This window comes from Desulfogranum mediterraneum DSM 13871, from assembly GCF_000429965.1.
Lineage (GTDB): Bacteria > Desulfobacterota > Desulfobulbia > Desulfobulbales > Desulfobulbaceae > Desulfogranum > Desulfogranum mediterraneum.
The window spans coordinates 137350-154509 of sequence record NZ_AUCW01000004.1 but is presented as its reverse complement, the minus strand read 5'-3'; the positions used below and the strand labels follow the sequence as shown (position 1 = coordinate 154509).

Genomic DNA, 17160 nt, shown 5'->3' with positions numbered 1-17160 from the left:
TTTATGGTTGACCCAGGGTCTGGAGCGCCTGGGCGATTTCCAGGCTGAGCAGGCCGGCAGTGGCAGAGCCGGCAGCAGCATAGCCCTCATAGCCTGGCTGGCTCAGAGGGATGGTATAGCTGCTGCTGGTCTGTTTGAGCTGCCGGCGTGAGGGGACATCACTGATGGTCCAGCTGGCCTCCAGGTTAAATTGATCTCTCAGGGGGGAGAAGCTGTCCAGGCGGATCTCGACCATGAGGCGTTGCCGGCCATAGCGTGGACCAGGGTAGATCGAGATATGCGGGCTCCTGAGCAGGGCCTTGAGGTTGGCGGCGATCACCCCGGCAAACTGTTCGTCCAGGGGACCGCTCCAGCGGGAGAGGGGCGAGATTCGGGTCGTGGCCGGGCTGGGCCTGCTGACGATGCCCAGATGTTGCAGCTGGGGAGCCAGCTGGACGGGCATGATCAGGGTCTGGGAGCTGTACCCCTGTTGTTCCAGTCGGACTCCGGCCGGGATGCTGGGGTGGCTGGGGTAGAGGGAGTAGAAGCTGAGCTTGGCGCTGCCAGCTGCACAGCCGGCCAGCAGCAGGCCCAGGAGCAGGAGAGTCCAGAGAGGCTGGCATGGGAGCGATCGGTTCACGGGGTCTCCTCACCGGGCCCGAAGATCAGGGCATTGGGATAGCGTTGGAGGTAATCGGTCAGGAAGCGGATGGAGCGGGCCATGGCTTCCAGTTCACGCATGGTTCTGGAAAAATCATAGGCGTATTCCTGACCATCGTCAACCAGGGATTGAATATTCTCCAGGGATTGGAGCAGGGTGGCCACCGACTGATCCACTCCCTCCAGGCTGTGGATGATCTTGGGGCCGGCCAACTCCAGGGTTGCATCTGCCGCCTTCAGCAGGGAGCTGCCCTCCCTGGCAAGTTGCTTCAAGGCGGTCAGGACCTCCGAGAGTTGTCTGGAAGAGGCGGGCAGGGTCGTTTGCAGCTCCTGTAGCAGCAGGTCCAGGTTTGCCAGGCTCGAGTAGACCTGTTCCTGGGCCTGTTTGCTCTTGTTTGAGTTGAGGATCCGGTCCAGTCCGGCCAGGACGGCCCCGGCCTGTTTGGCCAGTTGACCGATGGGAAGGTCGGCCAGGGTCTGGGTCAGCTGTTCCAGGCCCGAGGGCAGGGTGGGGATCTCCACGGTCTCGGGATCGCTGTCCGGGTGGTGGAGGGAAAGCTCGGAGCCGGGGTAAAAGGCCAGGTCGATGTAGAGCTTGCCGGTGACCAGGCTGCGCATCTTCAGTTTGCCCCGGAGGCCTTTGGCGATCATGGTCCTGGTCGTTTGGGCCAGGGCAACCTGGTCCCAGGGTTCAGCAGGGTCTTCCCGGATGCTGGAGTTGGGGCTGACCTCGATGTAGACGGCAATGGTGTAGTCGGAGCGGCGGGGATTGAAGTTGATCAAAATCCTGGAAACCGTACCGATCCGGACCCCCCTGAGGGTGACCGGGGCACCGATATCCAGACCATGGAGTGATCCCGGGAAGTAGAGTACACAGGGAAAGACCTTGTTCTCCAGTTTGATGTTGCCCAGGATGATGATGGCGGCCAGGGCCAGGCCAATGGCGACCAGGACAAAGCTACCGACCAGGGTGGGATTGGCTTTTTTACTCACAGTGTGGGTGCTCCTCTGGTTCCCTTGCCCCGGGTAAGAAAGTCGATAACCCGCTGGTCAGCGCTCTCTGCCAGCAGCTGTTCGGGGGCGCCGGCGGCCAGCATGGTCTTGGCCTCGGAGTCGAGGAAGACCGCGTTGGTGCCGATGGCAAAGATAGAGGCCAGTTCGTGACTGACGATGATCACGGTGGCACCCAGGCTGTCGCGGATCTCCAGGATCAGCTGATCAAGGTTTTTGGCGCTGATCGGGTCCAGGCCTGCGGAGGGCTCGTCAAAAAAGAGAAACTCCGGGTCCAGGGCAATGGCCCTGGCCAGGGCCGCTCTCTTGCGCATCCCGCCGGACAACTCTGCCGGATAATAGTGTTCAAAGCCGGAGAGGCCGACCAGGGCCAGCTTAAAGGCAACGATTTCCCTGATGCTGGTTCCTTTTTGACCACTGTACTGCTGGAGGGGCAGGGCAATGTTTTCTTCCAGGGTCATACCGCTCCAGAGGGCGCCGGACTGGTAGAGGATGCCGGCCCGGCGGAGGATCCGGCTCCGTTGCTCCGCCCCTGCCTGCCAGAAATCGATCCCACCGTAGAGCACCCGGCCGGCTGCCGGCTGTTTCAGGCCGATCAGGTGGCGCAGCAGGGTGGATTTGCCGCAGCCGCTGCCCCCCATGATCACAAAGATGTCGCCCTGGTTGACCGTAAAGTTGAGTTCGCGCTGGAGAAGCCTCTTCCCGTAAGCCATGGTCAGGTTCTCCACAGTCAGTACCCTTGTCATCGCTTAGCCCATCTTCAGCAGGTTGAAGATAAAGGTCATCAGGGCGTCGGAGATGATGATCAGGACAATGGCGGTGACCACGGCCGAGGTGGTGGCCTCGCCCACGGCCGCTGAACTGCGGCCGCATTGGAGGCCGCGGAAGCAGCCGGCAAATCCGACCAGCAGTCCGTATACCGTACTCTTGATTATCCCTTCGAGACATTGGTTCAGATGGATGGCCCTGCGGGTGTAAGAGAAGTATTCGCTCACCGAAAGATCCAGCATGAAGACGCCGACCAGTGAACCGCCGATGATGCCGAGCAGGTCGGCATAGATGCAGAGCAGCGGCATCATCAAGATCAGGGCAAACATCCGGGGCAGGACCAGAAAACCTATGGGCGAGATGCCCAGGGTACGCAGGGCATCGATCTCCTCGTTGACCTGCATGGTGCCGAGCTGGGCGGCGTAGCTGGCTCCGGTTCGCCCGGCCATGATCACCCCGCTCATCATGGCCCCCATCTCAAGGACCATGGCCAGGCCCACCAGGTTGGCCACATAGACCTGGGCGCCGAACATCTGCAGTTGAACCGCTCCGACAAAGGCCAGAATCACTCCAACCAGGATGGAGATCAGGGAGACAATGGGCAGGGCCTCGGCCCCGGCAGCCTGGACAAAGGACCAGAAATCACGGAGCCTGAAGGTGGTCTGTCCGCGGCTCAGGGCCCCACACTCCAGGATGATCTCGCCGCTAAAGGTGGCAAGTTCCCGCCCCCTGGCCACCGTTTCGAGGGTAAACCGGCCGAGCCGGCCCACCGGCGAGATGGCCGAGGGCTGGGGCGGTAGGTGAACGGGCGTGGACTGAGCCAGCCGCAGCAGTTGCTGCACCCCATGGGGGAGCTGGCCTGGGTCCAAGGCTATGGAGCGGGAGCGGCAGCAGGCCTCCAGTTGTTGCAGCATTACCGGCAGGAGGCTGTCCCAGTCCTGGAGTTGGTCACAGTTGAAACCCACCCTGGTCACAGGCGGAACAAGGGCTCGCCTGATTTCACTCTGGTCCGGAGCTGTTTGGTCCAGGGTCCAGCTGCCGCCGAGATGGATGATCAGGGTATCCTTACCCCTGGAGCTGGAACTGATGGTCGGTGCTGGTTTCTGGGTGTACCGGTCGATAGGTCGCCACCTTGCTGACTTTGCAGGTTTGGGCCAGGATGCAGCTGTCGCCCTCTCTTCTCCCTTGAAAGGCAGGGTTCAGCTTCCCAGGGGTTTACCCCGACGTCGGGCCTGGGGCAGGGCCTGCCTGAGTCCATCGGCCTGGGGGTTGGTGACCTTCCGGTCCATGAGGATGTTGACGGCGCGTATCGGCTGATCGTAATACTGCTGGTTCCAGTCGTTGCGGGGTGATATGATTGCGCCCTCGATACTGAGTCCGCCAAAGGCGCCCTTGGAGCGACCAAAGGCCAGGATATCGGCTGTCTGCGCCTTGGCGGAACGTCCGATGGGTCCGGCTGCAACGGCCACGTCGGCGCCAAGCTTGAACTCGGTGGAGAGCATGGCATCCAGGCCCTTATCGGTCATGACCATCAGGATGATCTCCGAGGCATCGGCCCCGATCTGCAGGCCCAGGGAAACCGAGCCCATGGTGTAGAAGGCCGGGTAGCTCCAGGCGCCGCTCTTCAGATCCTGGGAGAGCAGAACCCCGCTTCCCCCTGAACCGCCGATGATAAAACCGCCGCGCAGCATCTGGGGAACTATGAAGATGCCGCGGGCCCGGCCGATGTTGTGGTGGAACCACTCCATGTTGGGGTCTGCCATGAAACTCTTGAAGACCGCTTCGCTCTGGGAAACGAGTTCCTGGGGTTTGCTAAAGTCGCCTGCTCGGCCAGGCGTAACCACGCTTAGGAGGAGCAGCAGAAGAGGGAGCAGGATTTTCCATGATGGATAGGGTCGGTACATAGCGGACTCCTGAAAACAATGGTTAGCGGGAGAGGCCGGACAGGTGATGGCCCTGTGGGGCCAGTCAGCACACCCGGCTCACACGCCTGCAGCCGGGACTGGGAGAGCAGTACCCCAGCCCCTGGACCAGGGGCTGACCTATTCCTATAAGCTCTTGAAATGGTACATTATTAAAAAGGATAGTGCAATGCTTTCCAGGTCGCTGCAGGCAGGCCTCCCCCAACAGGGCTCAGGAGCGTGAGAAGGAGAGCAGTTTTCCTGCCAGGATGGTGAGCAGGTAGCTGAGGGCGGCGCAGAGGATGATCACCGGACCGCTGGGCAGGTCCAGGTTGTAGCTGAGGCCGATCCCCAGAAGGGTGAAGCCGGCGCAGAGGAGGATGGCCAGGAGCATCATCTGGATGATGTTGCGGGCAAAGTTGCCGGCAATGGCTGCGGGCAGGGTAAGCAGGGCAATGACCATGACGATCCCCACGATACGGACCAGGAGGACGATGGTCAGGGCGGTCAGGCAGAGCAGCAGCAGGTAGAGCCAGTGGGTGCGGATGCCCCTGAGGCGGGCATACTCCTCGTCAAAGCAGATGGCAAGAAAGGAGTTGTAGAAAAAGGAGACTATGGCGATGACCACCCCGTCAAGAAGGAGGACAAAGGAGAGGTCATCTCTGGTGATCAGGAGGATGTTGCCAAAGAGATAGCTCATGGGATCGGTATATCCCGGGGTCTTGGCAATGAAGAGCAGGCCGATGGCCATGCCCGCCGCCCAGAGCGCACCAATGACGCTGTCCTCACGCTGTTTGGCGTGGAGGCTGACCAGGGTCAGGAGAACGGCGGCCAGGATGGCCACGGTGACGGCCCCAAAGATGGGAGAGAGCCAGGGGATCCCCAAGACCTGTTGGCAGTAGATGCCGATGCCTATGCCGCCGAGGACGCAGTGGGAGATGGCCCCGGCGATGTAGCTGATTCGACGAACCACCACGTAGGTGCCGATGATTCCAAAGGGAATGGAGGCAAGCAGGCCGGTGAGCACGGCATAGCGGAGAAAGGGCAGATCCGGGTTGAGGAGGAGCTGAATAAATTCAGACAATGGTGTGGCCCTCCTCGCTGCAGACATGGTCATGACGGATCATCTGCAGGTCGCCTCCATACATGTTCTGGATGAGTTCGCCGGTGAGTTCACTGGTGGGGTGGATGATCACCTGGTTGTTCACACAGGCGATCCTGTGGAAAAAGGTGGAGGCAAAGCCCACCTCATGGGTCACCATCAGGATGGTCATCCGGTGCTTCAATCGCTGGAGCAGATCGTAGAAGTGTTCCTCTGACTCGTGGTCGATATTGGCCGTGGGTTCATCGAGGATGAGAATGGTTCCTTCAGAGGCCAGGGCCCTGGCAATCAGGACCCGTTGACGCTGCCCTCCTGAGAGGGCGGAAAAGGGGCGGCTGGCCATCTGGACCAGATCCACCTCCTTCAGGGCTGCCATGGCCTTGGCCTTGTCGCTGCGGCTGTAGCGTCGGTTGCCTCCTGGGTGACCAAGGCGCCCCATGCAGACCACCTCGCGTACCGAGATCGGAAAGTGGGGGTCATAGATGGCGTGTTGGGGAACGTAGCCAAACCGATGGTGGGCGTCCTGGGGAGCCTGGCCGAAGATCGAGACCCTGCCTGAATCAGGGGTCAGTGAGCCGATGATCAGTTTCACCAGGGTGGTCTTGCCGCCGCCGTTGGGGCCGACAATGCAGAGGGTATCCTGGGCGTGGACCGTAAGGTTGACCTCGGTCAGGACCGGGAGCTGGTCATAGGAAAAGCAGAGGTCATGGATTTCAATGGCCGCTTGGGCCGGCTGATCTGTCATCGGGTTCAGGCTTGGGGGGCTAAGGGTGAGGACGCTCTCGGTCCCGGGGGGAAGAATCGGAGTGCCTTGCTCAGGATGGGCTGATCGTTTTGTCGGTGCTCCTCAGCTGCTCCTCGCAAAGACCGCGATCTCTGCCGGCCGGTTGAGGTCTCCTGGTAGCGGTATCGCAGAGCTGAGCTGACCTGCATGACCGACTTGGTCAGCTTGAAAACAGACAGGGGGCGGGCTGAGCATGGCAAGCTCCAGCAGGGGGGCGGCTTGCCATGCTCCCATGCGCTCTGGGCGGCTCAGTCGGCGGGAAAGAAATACTCTTTTTCGGCGCCGCATTTGGGACAGACCCAATCCTCGGGAAGGTCGGAAAAGGCGGTTCCGGCAACGATTCCGGTTTCAGCGTCACCCTCTTCGGGGTCATAGACGTAGCCGCAGGGGCATTCCATTTTTTCCATGAGTCTCACCTCTAGTTGCTTGATATCCAATGATAAATAACGTATAAAAAGAATACTCTTTATCCTTCAGTATACTTTTTTTGCCAGGCCTTTTCAATAAAAAGCAGGGAGGCGGGCTTTTGCTTGTTCCAGGGGCCTGCTCGGAATTTTCCAAGGCAAGAGTAAATATAGGTGTTGACATTTTGCAGGATCTTGTGGTTAATTGTTAAATTCTGCAAAAATTTTTTATTTGAAGTTATCGAGGAGAATTCGCATGTATGCAATAGTTCGAACCGGCGGGAAACAGTATCAGGTAGAGGCCGGCGATACCCTCCGCGTTGAAAAACTTGAAGGTGAGGTCGGTGATACCGTTGAGCTGGATGATATCCTGTTGGTCGTCGATGGTGAGACGGTACAGGTAGGGCAGCCGGTTGTGGATGGAGCGAAAGTCGTTGCCAAGATTGCCGAGCAGGGAAGACACAAGAAAGTCATCGTGTTCAAAAAGAAAAAACGGAAAGGCTACAGTGTGAAGAAAGGCTTTCGCCAGCCGTTTACTGCGTTGACCATCGAAGAGATCGCAGCGTAATTTTTGAACTGAAACGGAGAGAATACCATGGCACATAAAAAAGCAGGCGGTAGTTCGAGAAACGGACGTGACAGCGCAGGTCAGCGACGGGGCGTAAAGCGTTTCGGTGGCCAGGAAGTCCGGGCCGGTAACATTCTGGTTCGTCAGCTCGGTACGAAGATTCACCCCGGTGAAAACGTGGGATGTGGTCGTGATTACACCCTCTTTGCCAAAGTTGACGGCAAGGTGCAGTACGAATCTTTTGGGAAGAATAAGAAGCGCGTTTCTGTATATCCTGACTGATCAACCGTCCTCCTCCTTGGTCGAGGGCATATAACGCAGCACCACGTTGCATACTGGATCTTGAGAAGGCTCGGCATCAATATCGATATTGGTGCCGAGTTTTTTTTTGACCATCTGGAGCAGTTTTCACCTATCGTCCCGACAGTATCTGCAGGGGCGCTTTCTCATTGTTACGGCCATGGTGCTGCGCTCCTTTGTTCCCATCTTCCCGGGGGTAAGACCTTCAGGTCGTCAAAATATCTTTTACGTATGGTTGATTGAGCTATGGGTTTTGTCGATGAAGCGAAGTTTTATGTAAAAGCCGGTGACGGCGGCAACGGCTGTGTCAGTTTCCGGCGGGAGAAGTATGTCCCCAAGGGCGGGCCCAACGGCGGTGACGGCGGCAGGGGCGGGAGTGTCTATATTGTGGCCGACAGCCAGCTGCACTCCCTGATGGACTTCAGGTACCGCTCCCACTTCAAGGCGGAACGGGGCGGCAACGGCCAGGGCCAGGATCGCCATGGCCGGGGCGGCAAGGATGAGCTGATCCGGGTACCCCTGGGCTCGGTGATCAAGGATGCAGATACCAATCAGGTGCTGGTGGATCTCACCGAGCACGATCAGGCCTTTCGGGCGGCCGAAGGCGGCAAGGGCGGTCTGGGGAATGCCCGCTTCGCCTCTTCCACCAACCGGGCCCCGCGTAAGGCCACCCCCGGTCAGCTGGGCGAGGAACACTGGCTTCGGATCGAGCTGAAGCTCCTGGCGGATATCGGCCTGATCGGCCTGCCCAATGCCGGTAAGTCCACCCTGTTGTCACGACTGTCCGCAGCCAACCCCAAGATCGCCGCCTACCCGTTCACCACCCTGGATCCCCAGCTTGGGGTACTCCACTTTCCCTGGTCTGAACCCTGTATCATTGCCGATATTCCCGGCCTGATTCAAGGGGCTCACCAGGGCGTCGGTCTGGGCCACCAGTTTCTGCGCCACATCGAACGGACCTCCATCCTCCTCCATGTGCTGGATGCCTCGGTGGGCGAGGAGCAGATGCTGGCCGATTATGCCACCATTCAGGAGGAGTTGAGCGCCTACAGCGACGAACTCAAGGATCGGAGGCAGGTCCTGGTCCTCAACAAGATCGATCTGCTCGACGAGGAGGAACTTCAGGCCAGGCTGGCCTGTTTCAGCCACCTGGGGCAGGGGGTCATGGCGATCTCAGCCGATGAGCGGATCGGCCTGGAGGAGCTGAAGAACACCCTGGGAGAACTCATAGACGAGCATCGTTCAAGGGGGAGTGATGACCTTTCAGGTGAGTAAAGAAGACGGCCTCTTTCTGCGCCAGACCCTCTTTGATCAGGCCAGACGCGTGGTGATCAAGGTGGGCAGTGCGGTGCTCACCGATGAGGCGGGCCTGAATGGGTCCATCGTGGCCAGTATTGCCCGTCAGGTGAGTTTTCTCCAGTCCACCGGCCGGGAGGTGATCCTGGTCAGTTCCGGGGCCGTTGCCGCCGGCCGGCAGCGCCTGGGAATTGCCAAACGATACCATGAAGAGCTGAAGGTCAAGCAGGCCCTGGCCGCCACCGGACAGGGCTTGTTGATGCAGGCCTATGAACAGGCCTTTTCAGGGCATGACCAGCAGGTGGCCCAGGTGCTCCTCACCCATGCCGATCTCTCCCAGCGTAACCGCTACCTCAATGTCCGCAACACCATCCTCACCCTCTTCGAGTTCGGGGTGGTGCCGATCATCAACGAGAATGACACGGTCTCCGGGGAAGAGCTGCGCTTCAGTGACAACGATACCCTGGGTGCCCTGATCACCAATATGATCGGTGCGGACATGTTCATCATCCTCACCGATGTGGACAGCCTCTACACCGCCAACCCAGGCGCTGATGAGGCGGCCCGGCCCATCTACACCGTGGCTGAGATCGATCAGGGGATTGAACAGATGGCCGGCCACTCCACCAGCTCCATGGGTACCGGTGGGATGCTGGCCAAGATCAAGGCCGCCAAGATGGTGGCCGCCTGCGGGGGCAGCTCCTTCATCGGTCCGGGGAGAAATCCCGATATTCTCCAGATCCTCTTCAGTGGTGAGGTGGTCGGTACCTTCTTTCTCCCTGCCAAGGAGCGCATCACCCGCCGCAAACACTGGATTGCCTACGTGCTTCGTCCGGAAGGCTCGCTGATCCTGGACCAGGGTGCTGCCCGGGCCCTGATGGAGCAGGGCAAGAGCCTGTTGCCCTCGGGCATCCTTGCGGTCAGGGGGGAATTTGAGGTTGGGGCGCCGGTGGAGTGTCTGGATCAGCAGGGGCGCCCGATCGCCTCGGGCCTGAGCAACTACTCTGCTGCAGAGATCCAAAAAATTAAAGGGCTGAAGAGCGCGCACATAGAGCAGGTCCTGGGCCATAAGGACAGCGACGAGGTGATCCACCGCGATAATCTGGTCCTCAGGGACTGAGGTCCCGCCGCCCGCCAGTCGGTGCCGTCGGTCTGGCCTGTCCGTCTGCGTCCAGCCGGCAAGACCCAAGATTTTTCGTGACAGCCCCGAGTTGGTGAAGATACGTTTACACATACCCTGTAGCAACTTTTGAACAGAGAGGAGAGACGATGGAGAGTGTCACACTTGAAACAGCGGTGAAAGATATTGCCCAAAAGGCCAGACAGGCCTCTCGCACCATGGCTGCCCTGCCCACTGCGGTCAAGAATCAGATCCTCCGCGATACGGCCACTGCCCTGGAGGCCAACCTGGAGCAGATCAAGGCGGAAAACAGCAAGGATGTGGCTGCAGCCAGAGAGAAACAGCTCTCCCCGGCCATGATCAACCGGCTGGAGATCAGCGAGGCGGTGATTGCAGACATGATCCGCGGCTTGCATGAGATAGCCGCCCTGGAGGATCCGGTCGGTGAGGTCGATGAGATGGCCAAACGGCCCAGCGGCATCACCGTGGGCCGGATGCGGGTCCCCCTGGGGGTGATCTCCATGATCTATGAATCCCGTCCCAACGTGACCATCGACTCGGCAGCCCTCTGTCTGAAGGCCGGTAATGTGGTCATCCTCCGAGGCGGTTCCGAGGCCATCCACTCCAACCTGGTCCTGGCCGGCATCATGCAGGGCGTCCTGAGCGCAGCCGGTGTGGATCCGGCCGTGGTCCAGGTGCTGCCCTTCACCGATCGGGCGGCGGTGGATATCCTGCTCAAGCAGGAGGAGTATATCGATCTGGTCATCCCCCGGGGCGGCGAGGGGCTGATCCGGGCGGTCACCCAAAAGTCGATGATCCCGGTGCTCAAGCACTACAAGGGGGTGTGCCATATCTTTATCGATAAGGATGCAAAGCCGGAGATGGCCATTCCCATCGTCCATAACAGCAAGGTGCAGCGACCCGGCGTCTGCAATGCCGTCGAAGGGGTGCTGGTGCATCAGGAATGCAGCGCAACCATGATTCCTGCCCTGGCCGCGGATCTGAGCGCTGCCGGGGTACGTCTCCTGGGTTGTGCCAAGAGCTGTAGCCTCGATCGACGCGTCGAGCCGGCAGCCGACGAGGATTGGGGCAGGGAATTTCTCGATCTTGCCCTGGTGGTCAAGGTGGTCTCCGGCATGGATCAGGCCATGGAGTATATCGCAGAACATGGCTCCCAGCACACCGAGGCCATCATCACCGACTCCTATGAGCGCAGCCAGCGCTTCCTCCGGGAAGTGGATGCCTCGGCCGTGATTGTCAATGCCGCCACCCGCTTCAACGATGGCGGCCAGTTCGGCCTGGGCGCGGAGATCGGTATCTCCACCACCAAGCTCCATGCCTATGGACCCATGGGCCTGAAGGAGTTGACTACCCGCAAATTTATTGTCCTTGGTCAGGGTGAAATTCGGAGCTGAGAGCCTGGGGGCAGGGCAGAGGGGTGAGCAGATAGGTCTGTTCGGCGGAACCTTTGACCCTGTCCATAACGGCCACCTCGGGGTGGCCCGTTATGTGCTCGCGCATACCGAGCTGGACCGGATCCTCTTTATCCCGGCCCCCCATCCTCCCCATAAACGTGCACCGGTCGCCTCTTTCAGGCAGCGGGTGGCCATGCTCGAACTGGCCCTTGCCGACGAGGAGCAGCTCACGGTCTCCCTGGTTGAAACCGAATACAGCGGCCTCTCCTACACCATCCGGACGGTGCGTCAACTCCGACAGCGCTATGTTCAGGATCGCCTCTTTTTGATCATTGGCGCAGATTCGCTCAAGGACCTGCCCCGCTGGCACCGGGCCGAAGAACTCCTGCAGGCGGTCAGTTTAATCGTTGCAGGCAGAGACAAAGTAGACCACAATATCATCGAGGCCTCCATCAAGGCCTTACCCGTCTCCTATCAGAGTCAGGAAGCCCCTGGGCGATGGGGCTCTGAGCCGGGGCGTTCCCTGGTTTACCTGGGAGATACCCAGTGGCCGGTCTCCTCATCGGAGGTGCGTGCTCAGTTAGAGCGCGGTCAGGCGCCCTCCATGGTGCCGGCGCCGGTGTACCGTTATATCAGGAGCAATAACCTCTACGGCTGCGGCTGAATCCATGGATTATATCGCTGATCTCCATATTCATTCTCCCTTTTCCAGGGCCACCAGCAAGGCCGGCACCCTCCAGGGGCTGGCGGCCTGGGCAGCGGTCAAGGGTATCCGGGTAATCGGTACCGGTGATTTTACCCATCCGGGCTGGTTTGCCCAGATCAGTGAGCAGCTGATGGAGGCGGAACCAGGCTTTTTTCGCCTGCGGCCCGAGTGGTCTGCGGTCCCGGATATTCTCCCCGGCGAGTTGGCCGGGAGGGTGAGCCTGGCTGAGGTCCGCTTTGTGCTCAGCGCCGAGATCAGTTCGATCTATAAGAAGGGGGAGCGGGTCCGCAAAAATCATAACCTGCTCTATGCCCCTGATCTGGCAGCGGTGCAGCGGATCAACCGACGACTGGCCGACATCGGCAACCTCCATTCCGATGGCCGGCCCATCCTGGGCCTGGATGCCCGCAATCTGTTGGAGATTGTCCTGGAAGAGGCCCCGGACGGTTTCCTCGTCCCTGCCCATATCTGGACCCCCTGGTTCTCCCTGTTTGGCTCCAAGTCTGGTTTTGATCGGTTGGAGGAGTGTTTCGAGGATCTCTCTCCCCACATCTTTGCCCTGGAGACCGGTCTTTCCTCGGATCCGGAGATGAACCGCCGGATCTCTGCCCTGGACCGCTATACCCTGATCTCCAACTCAGATTGCCACTCCCCTGCCAAGCTGGGGCGTGAGGCCAACCTGCTGGCCACCGCCTTTGATTACTACCATCTCCAGGAGGCCCTGCGGCAGCCCTGTGATTCCGACGGCAACCAGGTCTTTCGGGCCACGGTGGAGTTCTATCCGGAAGAGGGAAAGTACCACTGTGACGGTCACCGCAAGTGCGGGGTCTGTTTTGAGCCCCGACAGACCGCAGGCCACCAGGGATGCTGTCCCGAGTGCGGCAAGCCCTTGACCATCGGGGTGCTCAATCGGGTGATGGCGCTGGCTGATCGGGATGTCCCCCGTTATCCCAGCGGCTCTCCGGCGGTGCTCAGTTGCATCCCCCTGGCCGAGGTGCTCAGTGAACTGCTCGGGGTGGGCCCTGCCACCAAGAAGGTGGCCGCAGCCTATGCCAAGCTGATCACCCTCTTTGGCTCTGAGTTCGCCCTGCTGCTGGAGGTTCCGGTGGAGGAGATCAGTTCCAGGGCAACCCCCCTGATTGCTGAGGCGATCCGGAGAATCCGCAGCCAGGAGGTGATCCGTCAGCCTGGATTTGACGGTGAGTTCGGAGTGATCCGGGTCTTTGACCCGGGCGAACGTGCCTCCCTGGCCGGTCAGATGAAGCTCTTTGCCCCCCTGCCCACCAGGCGGCGCAGGAGTAGTGCCGGCAAAGCGGTCAAGGCCAAGGCAGCAGTGATAAAAGAGGCCCTGAATGCTAAGCCCCTGGCGGGAGATGCTCCTCTGCCGGTCCTGAACCGGGAACAGCAGCAGGCCGTTGACAGTCGAGCCCCGGTGATCGTGGTCAAGGCCGGGCCAGGGACCGGAAAGACCCATGCCCTGGTCCAGCGGGTGGTCCGGGTTGCGGGCGCGTCCGGAGCAGGCCGTTTGCCCCGCTGCACGGTGATCTCCTTTACCAACAAGGCAGTCGATGAGGTGAGGGAACGGATCGCAGCCCAGCTGGGCAAGAACCAACGCATCCAGGTCTGGACCTTTCATGGCTACTGCCTTCATTGGTTGAGGCGGCAGCAGCCAGGCCTGCAGGTGGTCGGCGCAGAGCGGCGTGAGCAGCTCCTGGGACAACTGCTGCCCTCCACGGCTCCACTGCAGCGGCTCCAGGCGGGACGAGAGCTCTGCCAATACCTGGAAAACCCCTCCACAGCCCCCCCCACCGGGGTGGTGAGCGACTATCTGGCACACCTGGAAGCGGAGAACGGTGTGGACATCCAGGCCATTGTCCCGGCCGGGGTGGAGCTGCTCAGTGGCGGCGGCGCCGTCGCCGAGGAGATGCGCCGGGCAACCGATCAGCTGCTGGTAGACGAATTTCAGGATATCAATCTGGCCCAATACCGGCTGGTTACAGAGCTGGCAAAGTCCTCCTCCATCTTTGTGATCGGGGACCCGGACCAGGCCATCTACGGCTTTCGTGGTGCCAATGCCCGCTGGTTTCAGGAGTTTGGGCTCGTCCAGCGGGCAGAGATCCACCAGCTGGTCAGGAATTATCGCAGCGGCTCCGTCATCCTCGGCGCGGCAGAGGCCCTGATCCGTCATAATCGGCGACCAGGGGAGACCGCTCCCATGCAATCCCTGGCCGGTCGTTCAGGTAGGGTCCATCTCCGGGAGTGCCGGAATCCGGAGGAAGAGGCCCGCTGGATCGGCGATAGGCTGGAGCAGCTCCTGGGCGGGACCAGCCACCGGAGTATCGAGCAGCTGGAACTGGCCGAAGAGAGCACCATCTCTTTAAAAGACATAGGTATTCTCTTTCGGACCAGCAGTCAGAAAAGAGCGGTGGCAGCCCTCCTGGAGCGGCGCTCCATCCCCTTTCAGGTGGTCGATCTGGAGGCCTTTTATACCAGAGGAGACACCAGGCTGCTCTACCTCTCCCTGCTGGCGCTGGCCGGGCTGGCAGAACCTGAGCAGGAGCTGCTGCTCTTCGCCCGGCAGAGCGGGGTTGGCCCGGTTATGCGCCAGCAGGTTGCAGCCGCCCTGCAGCAGGCAGCAGCCCAGGAGAGCCGCCCGCCCCAGGGCGAGCCGCCCACCCTGCTCAGCCTGGATCCGGCCAGCCTGAGCCGTCCCCGAGCCAGGGAACATCTGGCGCGTTTTCAGGGCAGCCTGGGTCGGCTCCAGGCCAGGGCCAGGCAGGCGGGCTCCGCCTTGATCCCGATCCTGGAGGAGTTGATCTGCTTCCATGGACTGGAACTCGAAGATGAGGACAACCAGCGCCTGCTCCAGCTGGCCCGGAGCTATGGTGCGTCGCTTGAAGGCTTTGCCGGCTATCTCCAGCGCTACAGTGATTCCCTGCTCTATGACCAGGGGGCCGAATGTGTGACCCTCTCCACCCTGCATGCGGCCAAGGGCTTGGAGTTCAAGGTGGTCTTCCTCACCGGTGTCGAGGAAGGTATCCTCCCCTTGGAGCCCAGGGAGACACTTGCCCAGGAGGCCCTTGAGGAGCTGATCGAAGAGGAACGCCGTCTCTGCTATGTGGGGATCACCCGGGCCATCGAATCGCTCCATCTTTCCTGGTGCCGCTCCCGCTTGGCTTATGACCACTCGTCTGGCCGCCAACAGCCCTCCCGTTTTATCGGGGAGATTCCTGCCCAGCTGCTCACCCCGCTGGCAGCCCCCCTGAGCCGCCAGCGGTCTGCCCACCGTCAACTCAGCCTCTTTCCCTCAAGATGAGCAGCAGGCAAGAGCAGACCCAGGAACAACGTATCCTCCAGCTTGAGGGTGAGGTTCAACGGCTGGAGAGGGAGAACCGGAGCCTTGCCCGACGTGCCCGAAGGGCAGACAGTGCCAGTAAGGCCAAGTCTGATTTCCTGGCCATGATCAGTCATGAGATCAGGACCCCCATGAACGGGGTCATCGGTTTGAGTGAACTGCTGCTGCGAACCGATCTGGAGGAGCGTCAGCGTAACTTTGCCCAGCTGATCCACGGCTCTGCCGGCAGTCTCCTCACCCTGATCAACAGCCTCCTCGATTTCAGCAAGATCGAGGCAGAGAAGCTGGTCCTTGAGGTGGAAAAATTCGACCTCTGCGAACTCCTTGATCAGGTCATCACCCTCTATGGCGTGAGCGGCAGGCAGAAGGGGGTCTCTGTTCAGCTGCAGAGGGACCAGGGCCTGGCGCGCTGTTACCTTGGCGATGGCTATCGCATCCGGCAGGTGATCGTTAACCTCTTGGGGAACAGTATCAAGTTTACCGAAGAGGGAGCGGTCCTGCTCAAGGTGGAGCGGGTCCTGGCTGAAACTGGCAGCGACACCCTTCGTTTTTCCGTTATTGACAGCGGCATCGGCATTGCGCCGGAGATGCTGGCCAAGCTCTTTTCTCCCTTTACCCAGCTCGATGCCTCTTCCACCCGTCGTTTTGGCGGCACCGGCCTGGGGCTTACCATCTGTGCCAAGCTGGTCCAGCTGATGGGGGGGGAGATCGGCGGGGAATCCGAGCCAGGCAAGGGCAGTACCTTCTGGTTTACGATCAGCCTTGAGCCGGCCCCGAAAGAGGGCGAGGTCGCGGTTCTCCAGCCGCTTGCGGAACCTCCGGAATGGGAGGTGACGCAAAGAGAGCCTCGGTCTGCCCCTGCTCCCGCTGTTTCGGGTGATGAACAGGGCGCGATCCTGATCGTGGATGACGATCAAACCAACCGGATCGTTATGGGCGAGTTGTTGGCGAACTCCAAGGTGCCCCTTTCCTTTGCCCGTAACGGTCAGGAGGCCCTGGACCTCTGTCGGCAGCACCATTTTGATCTTGTCTTCATGGATTGCCGGATGCCGGTGATGGATGGCTTTGCCGCCACCCAGGCCATCCTGAATACCCTGGAAACGTCCAGGGAGGAGGCGCCTGCGATAGTTGCCCTGACCGCCGATGCCACCAGTGAGACCAGGGAACGCTGTTTCAGCGTGGGTATGGTTGATTACCTGGTGAAACCTGTTGACTGTACGAAGTTGAGGCTGGTGTTGAAGCGATGGCTGCCTGGTTTGGATATGGCCGCAATCATGGCCAGCCCGGCCCAGGATGCAACACAGCCGGCCGAGCAGGAGCCCCTGGGAGGCGGCGGAGAGATCAACCGCGCGGTCCTGGCACGACTCAGGCAGCATGTCGGTGATCTGGACCGGGTCACCCTGGTCTTTGTAGCCTCGCTCCAGGAGCGGCTGACAGCCTTGGAACGTGCGCTTGAGGCCGGCCGCAAGGACACGATCGCCGACCTTGCCCACCTGCTCAAGGGCAGCTGCAGCCAGGTCGGCGCCCAGGGACTTGCTGCGCTCTTTCGGTTGGTGGAAGAGGCGGCCAAAAAGGGGAACCTCGACCAGGTGGGGCAGCTTCTTCCCAGGATCAGGGCCTCGGCCGCTGAGGTCATTGGTTTTTTTCAGGAAGAGCTTGATTAATCAGGCTCGAGTCTCCTACAATAAGACTACCCTGAACACGGACGGACAGGACGCCGGCCGGGGGAGAGTGTTTTTTTCCGGATGGTTGCGCAACCGCCAGGGTTGCGGCTGCTGCGGCGGATCATGG

Annotated in this window: 17 protein-coding genes; 8 read left to right on the top strand and 9 right to left on the bottom strand. The window is 60.5% G+C overall.

Going from position 1 to position 17160, the window contains the following annotated elements:
• Position 1: 1 nt before the first annotated feature.
• The 9 genes from G494_RS0102220 to G494_RS0102185 form a co-directional block, all read right to left on the bottom strand.
• The gene (locus G494_RS0102220; protein ID WP_028583219.1) at positions 2–619 is read right to left on the bottom strand and encodes a PqiC family protein; all 618 of its coding nucleotides are present in this window, start codon (positions 617–619) and stop codon (positions 2–4) included.
• Positions 616–1632 (bottom strand): MlaD family protein, encoded by a 1017-nt coding sequence (locus G494_RS0102215; protein ID WP_028583218.1) that lies wholly within the window; start codon positions 1630–1632, stop codon positions 616–618. The genes G494_RS0102220 and G494_RS0102215 overlap by 4 nt, the downstream gene beginning before the upstream one ends.
• Positions 1629–2396, bottom strand: coding sequence for an ABC transporter ATP-binding protein (locus tag G494_RS0102210; protein ID WP_028583217.1), 768 nt, complete (start codon positions 2394–2396; stop codon positions 1629–1631). The genes G494_RS0102215 and G494_RS0102210 overlap by 4 nt, the downstream gene beginning before the upstream one ends.
• A 3-nt stretch (positions 2397–2399) precedes the next feature.
• The gene (locus G494_RS0102205) at positions 2400–3392 is read right to left on the bottom strand and encodes an MlaE family ABC transporter permease (protein WP_232362463.1); all 993 of its coding nucleotides are present in this window, start codon (positions 3390–3392) and stop codon (positions 2400–2402) included.
• A gap of 225 nt (positions 3393–3617) precedes the next feature.
• On the bottom strand, positions 3618–4322 hold the full coding sequence (locus G494_RS0102200) for a lipid-binding SYLF domain-containing protein (RefSeq protein ID WP_028583215.1): 705 nt from the start codon (positions 4320–4322) through the stop codon (positions 3618–3620).
• Between the two features lie 229 nt (positions 4323–4551).
• Positions 4552–5403 (bottom strand): metal ABC transporter permease, encoded by an 852-nt coding sequence (locus G494_RS0102195; protein WP_028583214.1) that lies wholly within the window; start codon positions 5401–5403, stop codon positions 4552–4554.
• Positions 5396–6166, bottom strand: a complete 771-nt coding sequence (locus G494_RS0102190; protein WP_028583213.1) for a metal ABC transporter ATP-binding protein — start codon at positions 6164–6166, stop codon at positions 5396–5398. The genes G494_RS0102195 and G494_RS0102190 overlap by 8 nt, the downstream gene beginning before the upstream one ends.
• Before the next feature lie 102 nt (positions 6167–6268).
• Positions 6269–6439 (bottom strand): hypothetical protein, encoded by a 171-nt coding sequence (locus G494_RS26575; RefSeq protein ID WP_153305733.1) that lies wholly within the window; start codon positions 6437–6439, stop codon positions 6269–6271.
• Positions 6440–6453: 14 nt separating this feature from the next.
• A complete protein-coding gene (locus G494_RS0102185; protein ID WP_028583212.1) occupies positions 6454–6612 on the bottom strand; it encodes a rubredoxin in 159 nt (52 codons plus the stop codon).
• Positions 6613–6865: 253 nt separating this feature from the next.
• On the opposite strand from G494_RS0102185, the gene rplU reads away from it, so the two are divergent.
• The 8 genes from rplU to G494_RS21495 all read left to right on the top strand — a co-directional run bounded on the left by rplU (position 6866) and on the right by G494_RS21495 (position 17033).
• On the top strand, positions 6866–7177 hold the full coding sequence (rplU, locus tag G494_RS0102180) for a 50S ribosomal protein L21 (protein WP_028583211.1): 312 nt from the start codon (positions 6866–6868) through the stop codon (positions 7175–7177).
• A 27-nt stretch (positions 7178–7204) separates the two neighbouring features.
• Positions 7205–7459: a 50S ribosomal protein L27 gene (gene rpmA, locus G494_RS0102175; RefSeq protein WP_028583210.1), complete on the top strand. Its 255-nt coding sequence runs from the start codon at positions 7205–7207 to the stop codon at positions 7457–7459.
• Between the two features lie 264 nt (positions 7460–7723).
• Positions 7724–8752: a GTPase ObgE gene (gene obgE, locus G494_RS21500; RefSeq protein ID WP_035245171.1), complete on the top strand. Its 1029-nt coding sequence runs from the start codon at positions 7724–7726 to the stop codon at positions 8750–8752.
• A gap of 16 nt (positions 8753–8768) precedes the next feature.
• Entirely contained in the window at positions 8769–9893 is a 1125-nt protein-coding gene (gene proB, locus G494_RS0102160) for a glutamate 5-kinase (protein ID WP_028583209.1), read from the top strand.
• Between the two features lie 149 nt (positions 9894–10042).
• Positions 10043–11308, top strand: coding sequence for a glutamate-5-semialdehyde dehydrogenase (locus G494_RS0102155; RefSeq protein WP_028583208.1), 1266 nt, complete (start codon positions 10043–10045; stop codon positions 11306–11308).
• A complete protein-coding gene (nadD, locus tag G494_RS0102150) occupies positions 11292–11972 on the top strand; it encodes a nicotinate (nicotinamide) nucleotide adenylyltransferase (RefSeq protein WP_051305269.1) in 681 nt (226 codons plus the stop codon). Before G494_RS0102155 ends, nadD begins: the two co-directional genes overlap by 17 nt.
• A gap of 4 nt (positions 11973–11976) precedes the next feature.
• Positions 11977–15330, top strand: coding sequence for a UvrD-helicase domain-containing protein (locus G494_RS0102145; protein WP_028583206.1), 3354 nt, complete (start codon positions 11977–11979; stop codon positions 15328–15330).
• Positions 15327–17033: an ATP-binding protein gene (locus G494_RS21495; protein WP_051305268.1), complete on the top strand. Its 1707-nt coding sequence runs from the start codon at positions 15327–15329 to the stop codon at positions 17031–17033. The genes G494_RS0102145 and G494_RS21495 overlap by 4 nt, the downstream gene beginning before the upstream one ends.
• Positions 17034–17160 lie beyond the last annotated feature (127 nt).

Excerpts from the sequence above, each read along its gene's own strand:
- G494_RS0102210 (WP_028583217.1), bottom strand. The coding sequence starts at position 2,396 with ATGACAAGGGTACTGACTGTGGAGAACCTGACCATGGCTTACGGGAAG.
- G494_RS0102190 (WP_028583213.1), bottom strand. The coding sequence starts at position 6,166 with ATGACAGATCAGCCGGCCCAAGCGGCCATTGAAATCCATGACCTCTGC.
- rpmA (WP_028583210.1), top strand. The coding sequence starts at position 7,205 with ATGGCACATAAAAAAGCAGGCGGTAGTTCGAGAAACGGACGTGACAGC.
- G494_RS0102155 (WP_028583208.1), top strand. The coding sequence starts at position 10,043 with ATGGAGAGTGTCACACTTGAAACAGCGGTGAAAGATATTGCCCAAAAG.
- G494_RS0102185 (WP_028583212.1), bottom strand. The coding sequence starts at position 6,612 with ATGGAAAAAATGGAATGCCCCTGCGGCTACGTCTATGACCCCGAAGAG.
- G494_RS0102200 (WP_028583215.1), bottom strand. The coding sequence starts at position 4,322 with ATGTACCGACCCTATCCATCATGGAAAATCCTGCTCCCTCTTCTGCTG.
- G494_RS21495 (WP_051305268.1), top strand. The coding sequence starts at position 15,327 with ATGAGCAGCAGGCAAGAGCAGACCCAGGAACAACGTATCCTCCAGCTT.
- G494_RS26575 (WP_153305733.1), bottom strand. The coding sequence starts at position 6,439 with ATGGGAGCATGGCAAGCCGCCCCCCTGCTGGAGCTTGCCATGCTCAGC.
- obgE (WP_035245171.1), top strand. The coding sequence starts at position 7,724 with ATGGGTTTTGTCGATGAAGCGAAGTTTTATGTAAAAGCCGGTGACGGC.
- G494_RS0102145 (WP_028583206.1), top strand. The coding sequence starts at position 11,977 with ATGGATTATATCGCTGATCTCCATATTCATTCTCCCTTTTCCAGGGCC.
- rplU (WP_028583211.1), top strand. The coding sequence starts at position 6,866 with ATGTATGCAATAGTTCGAACCGGCGGGAAACAGTATCAGGTAGAGGCC.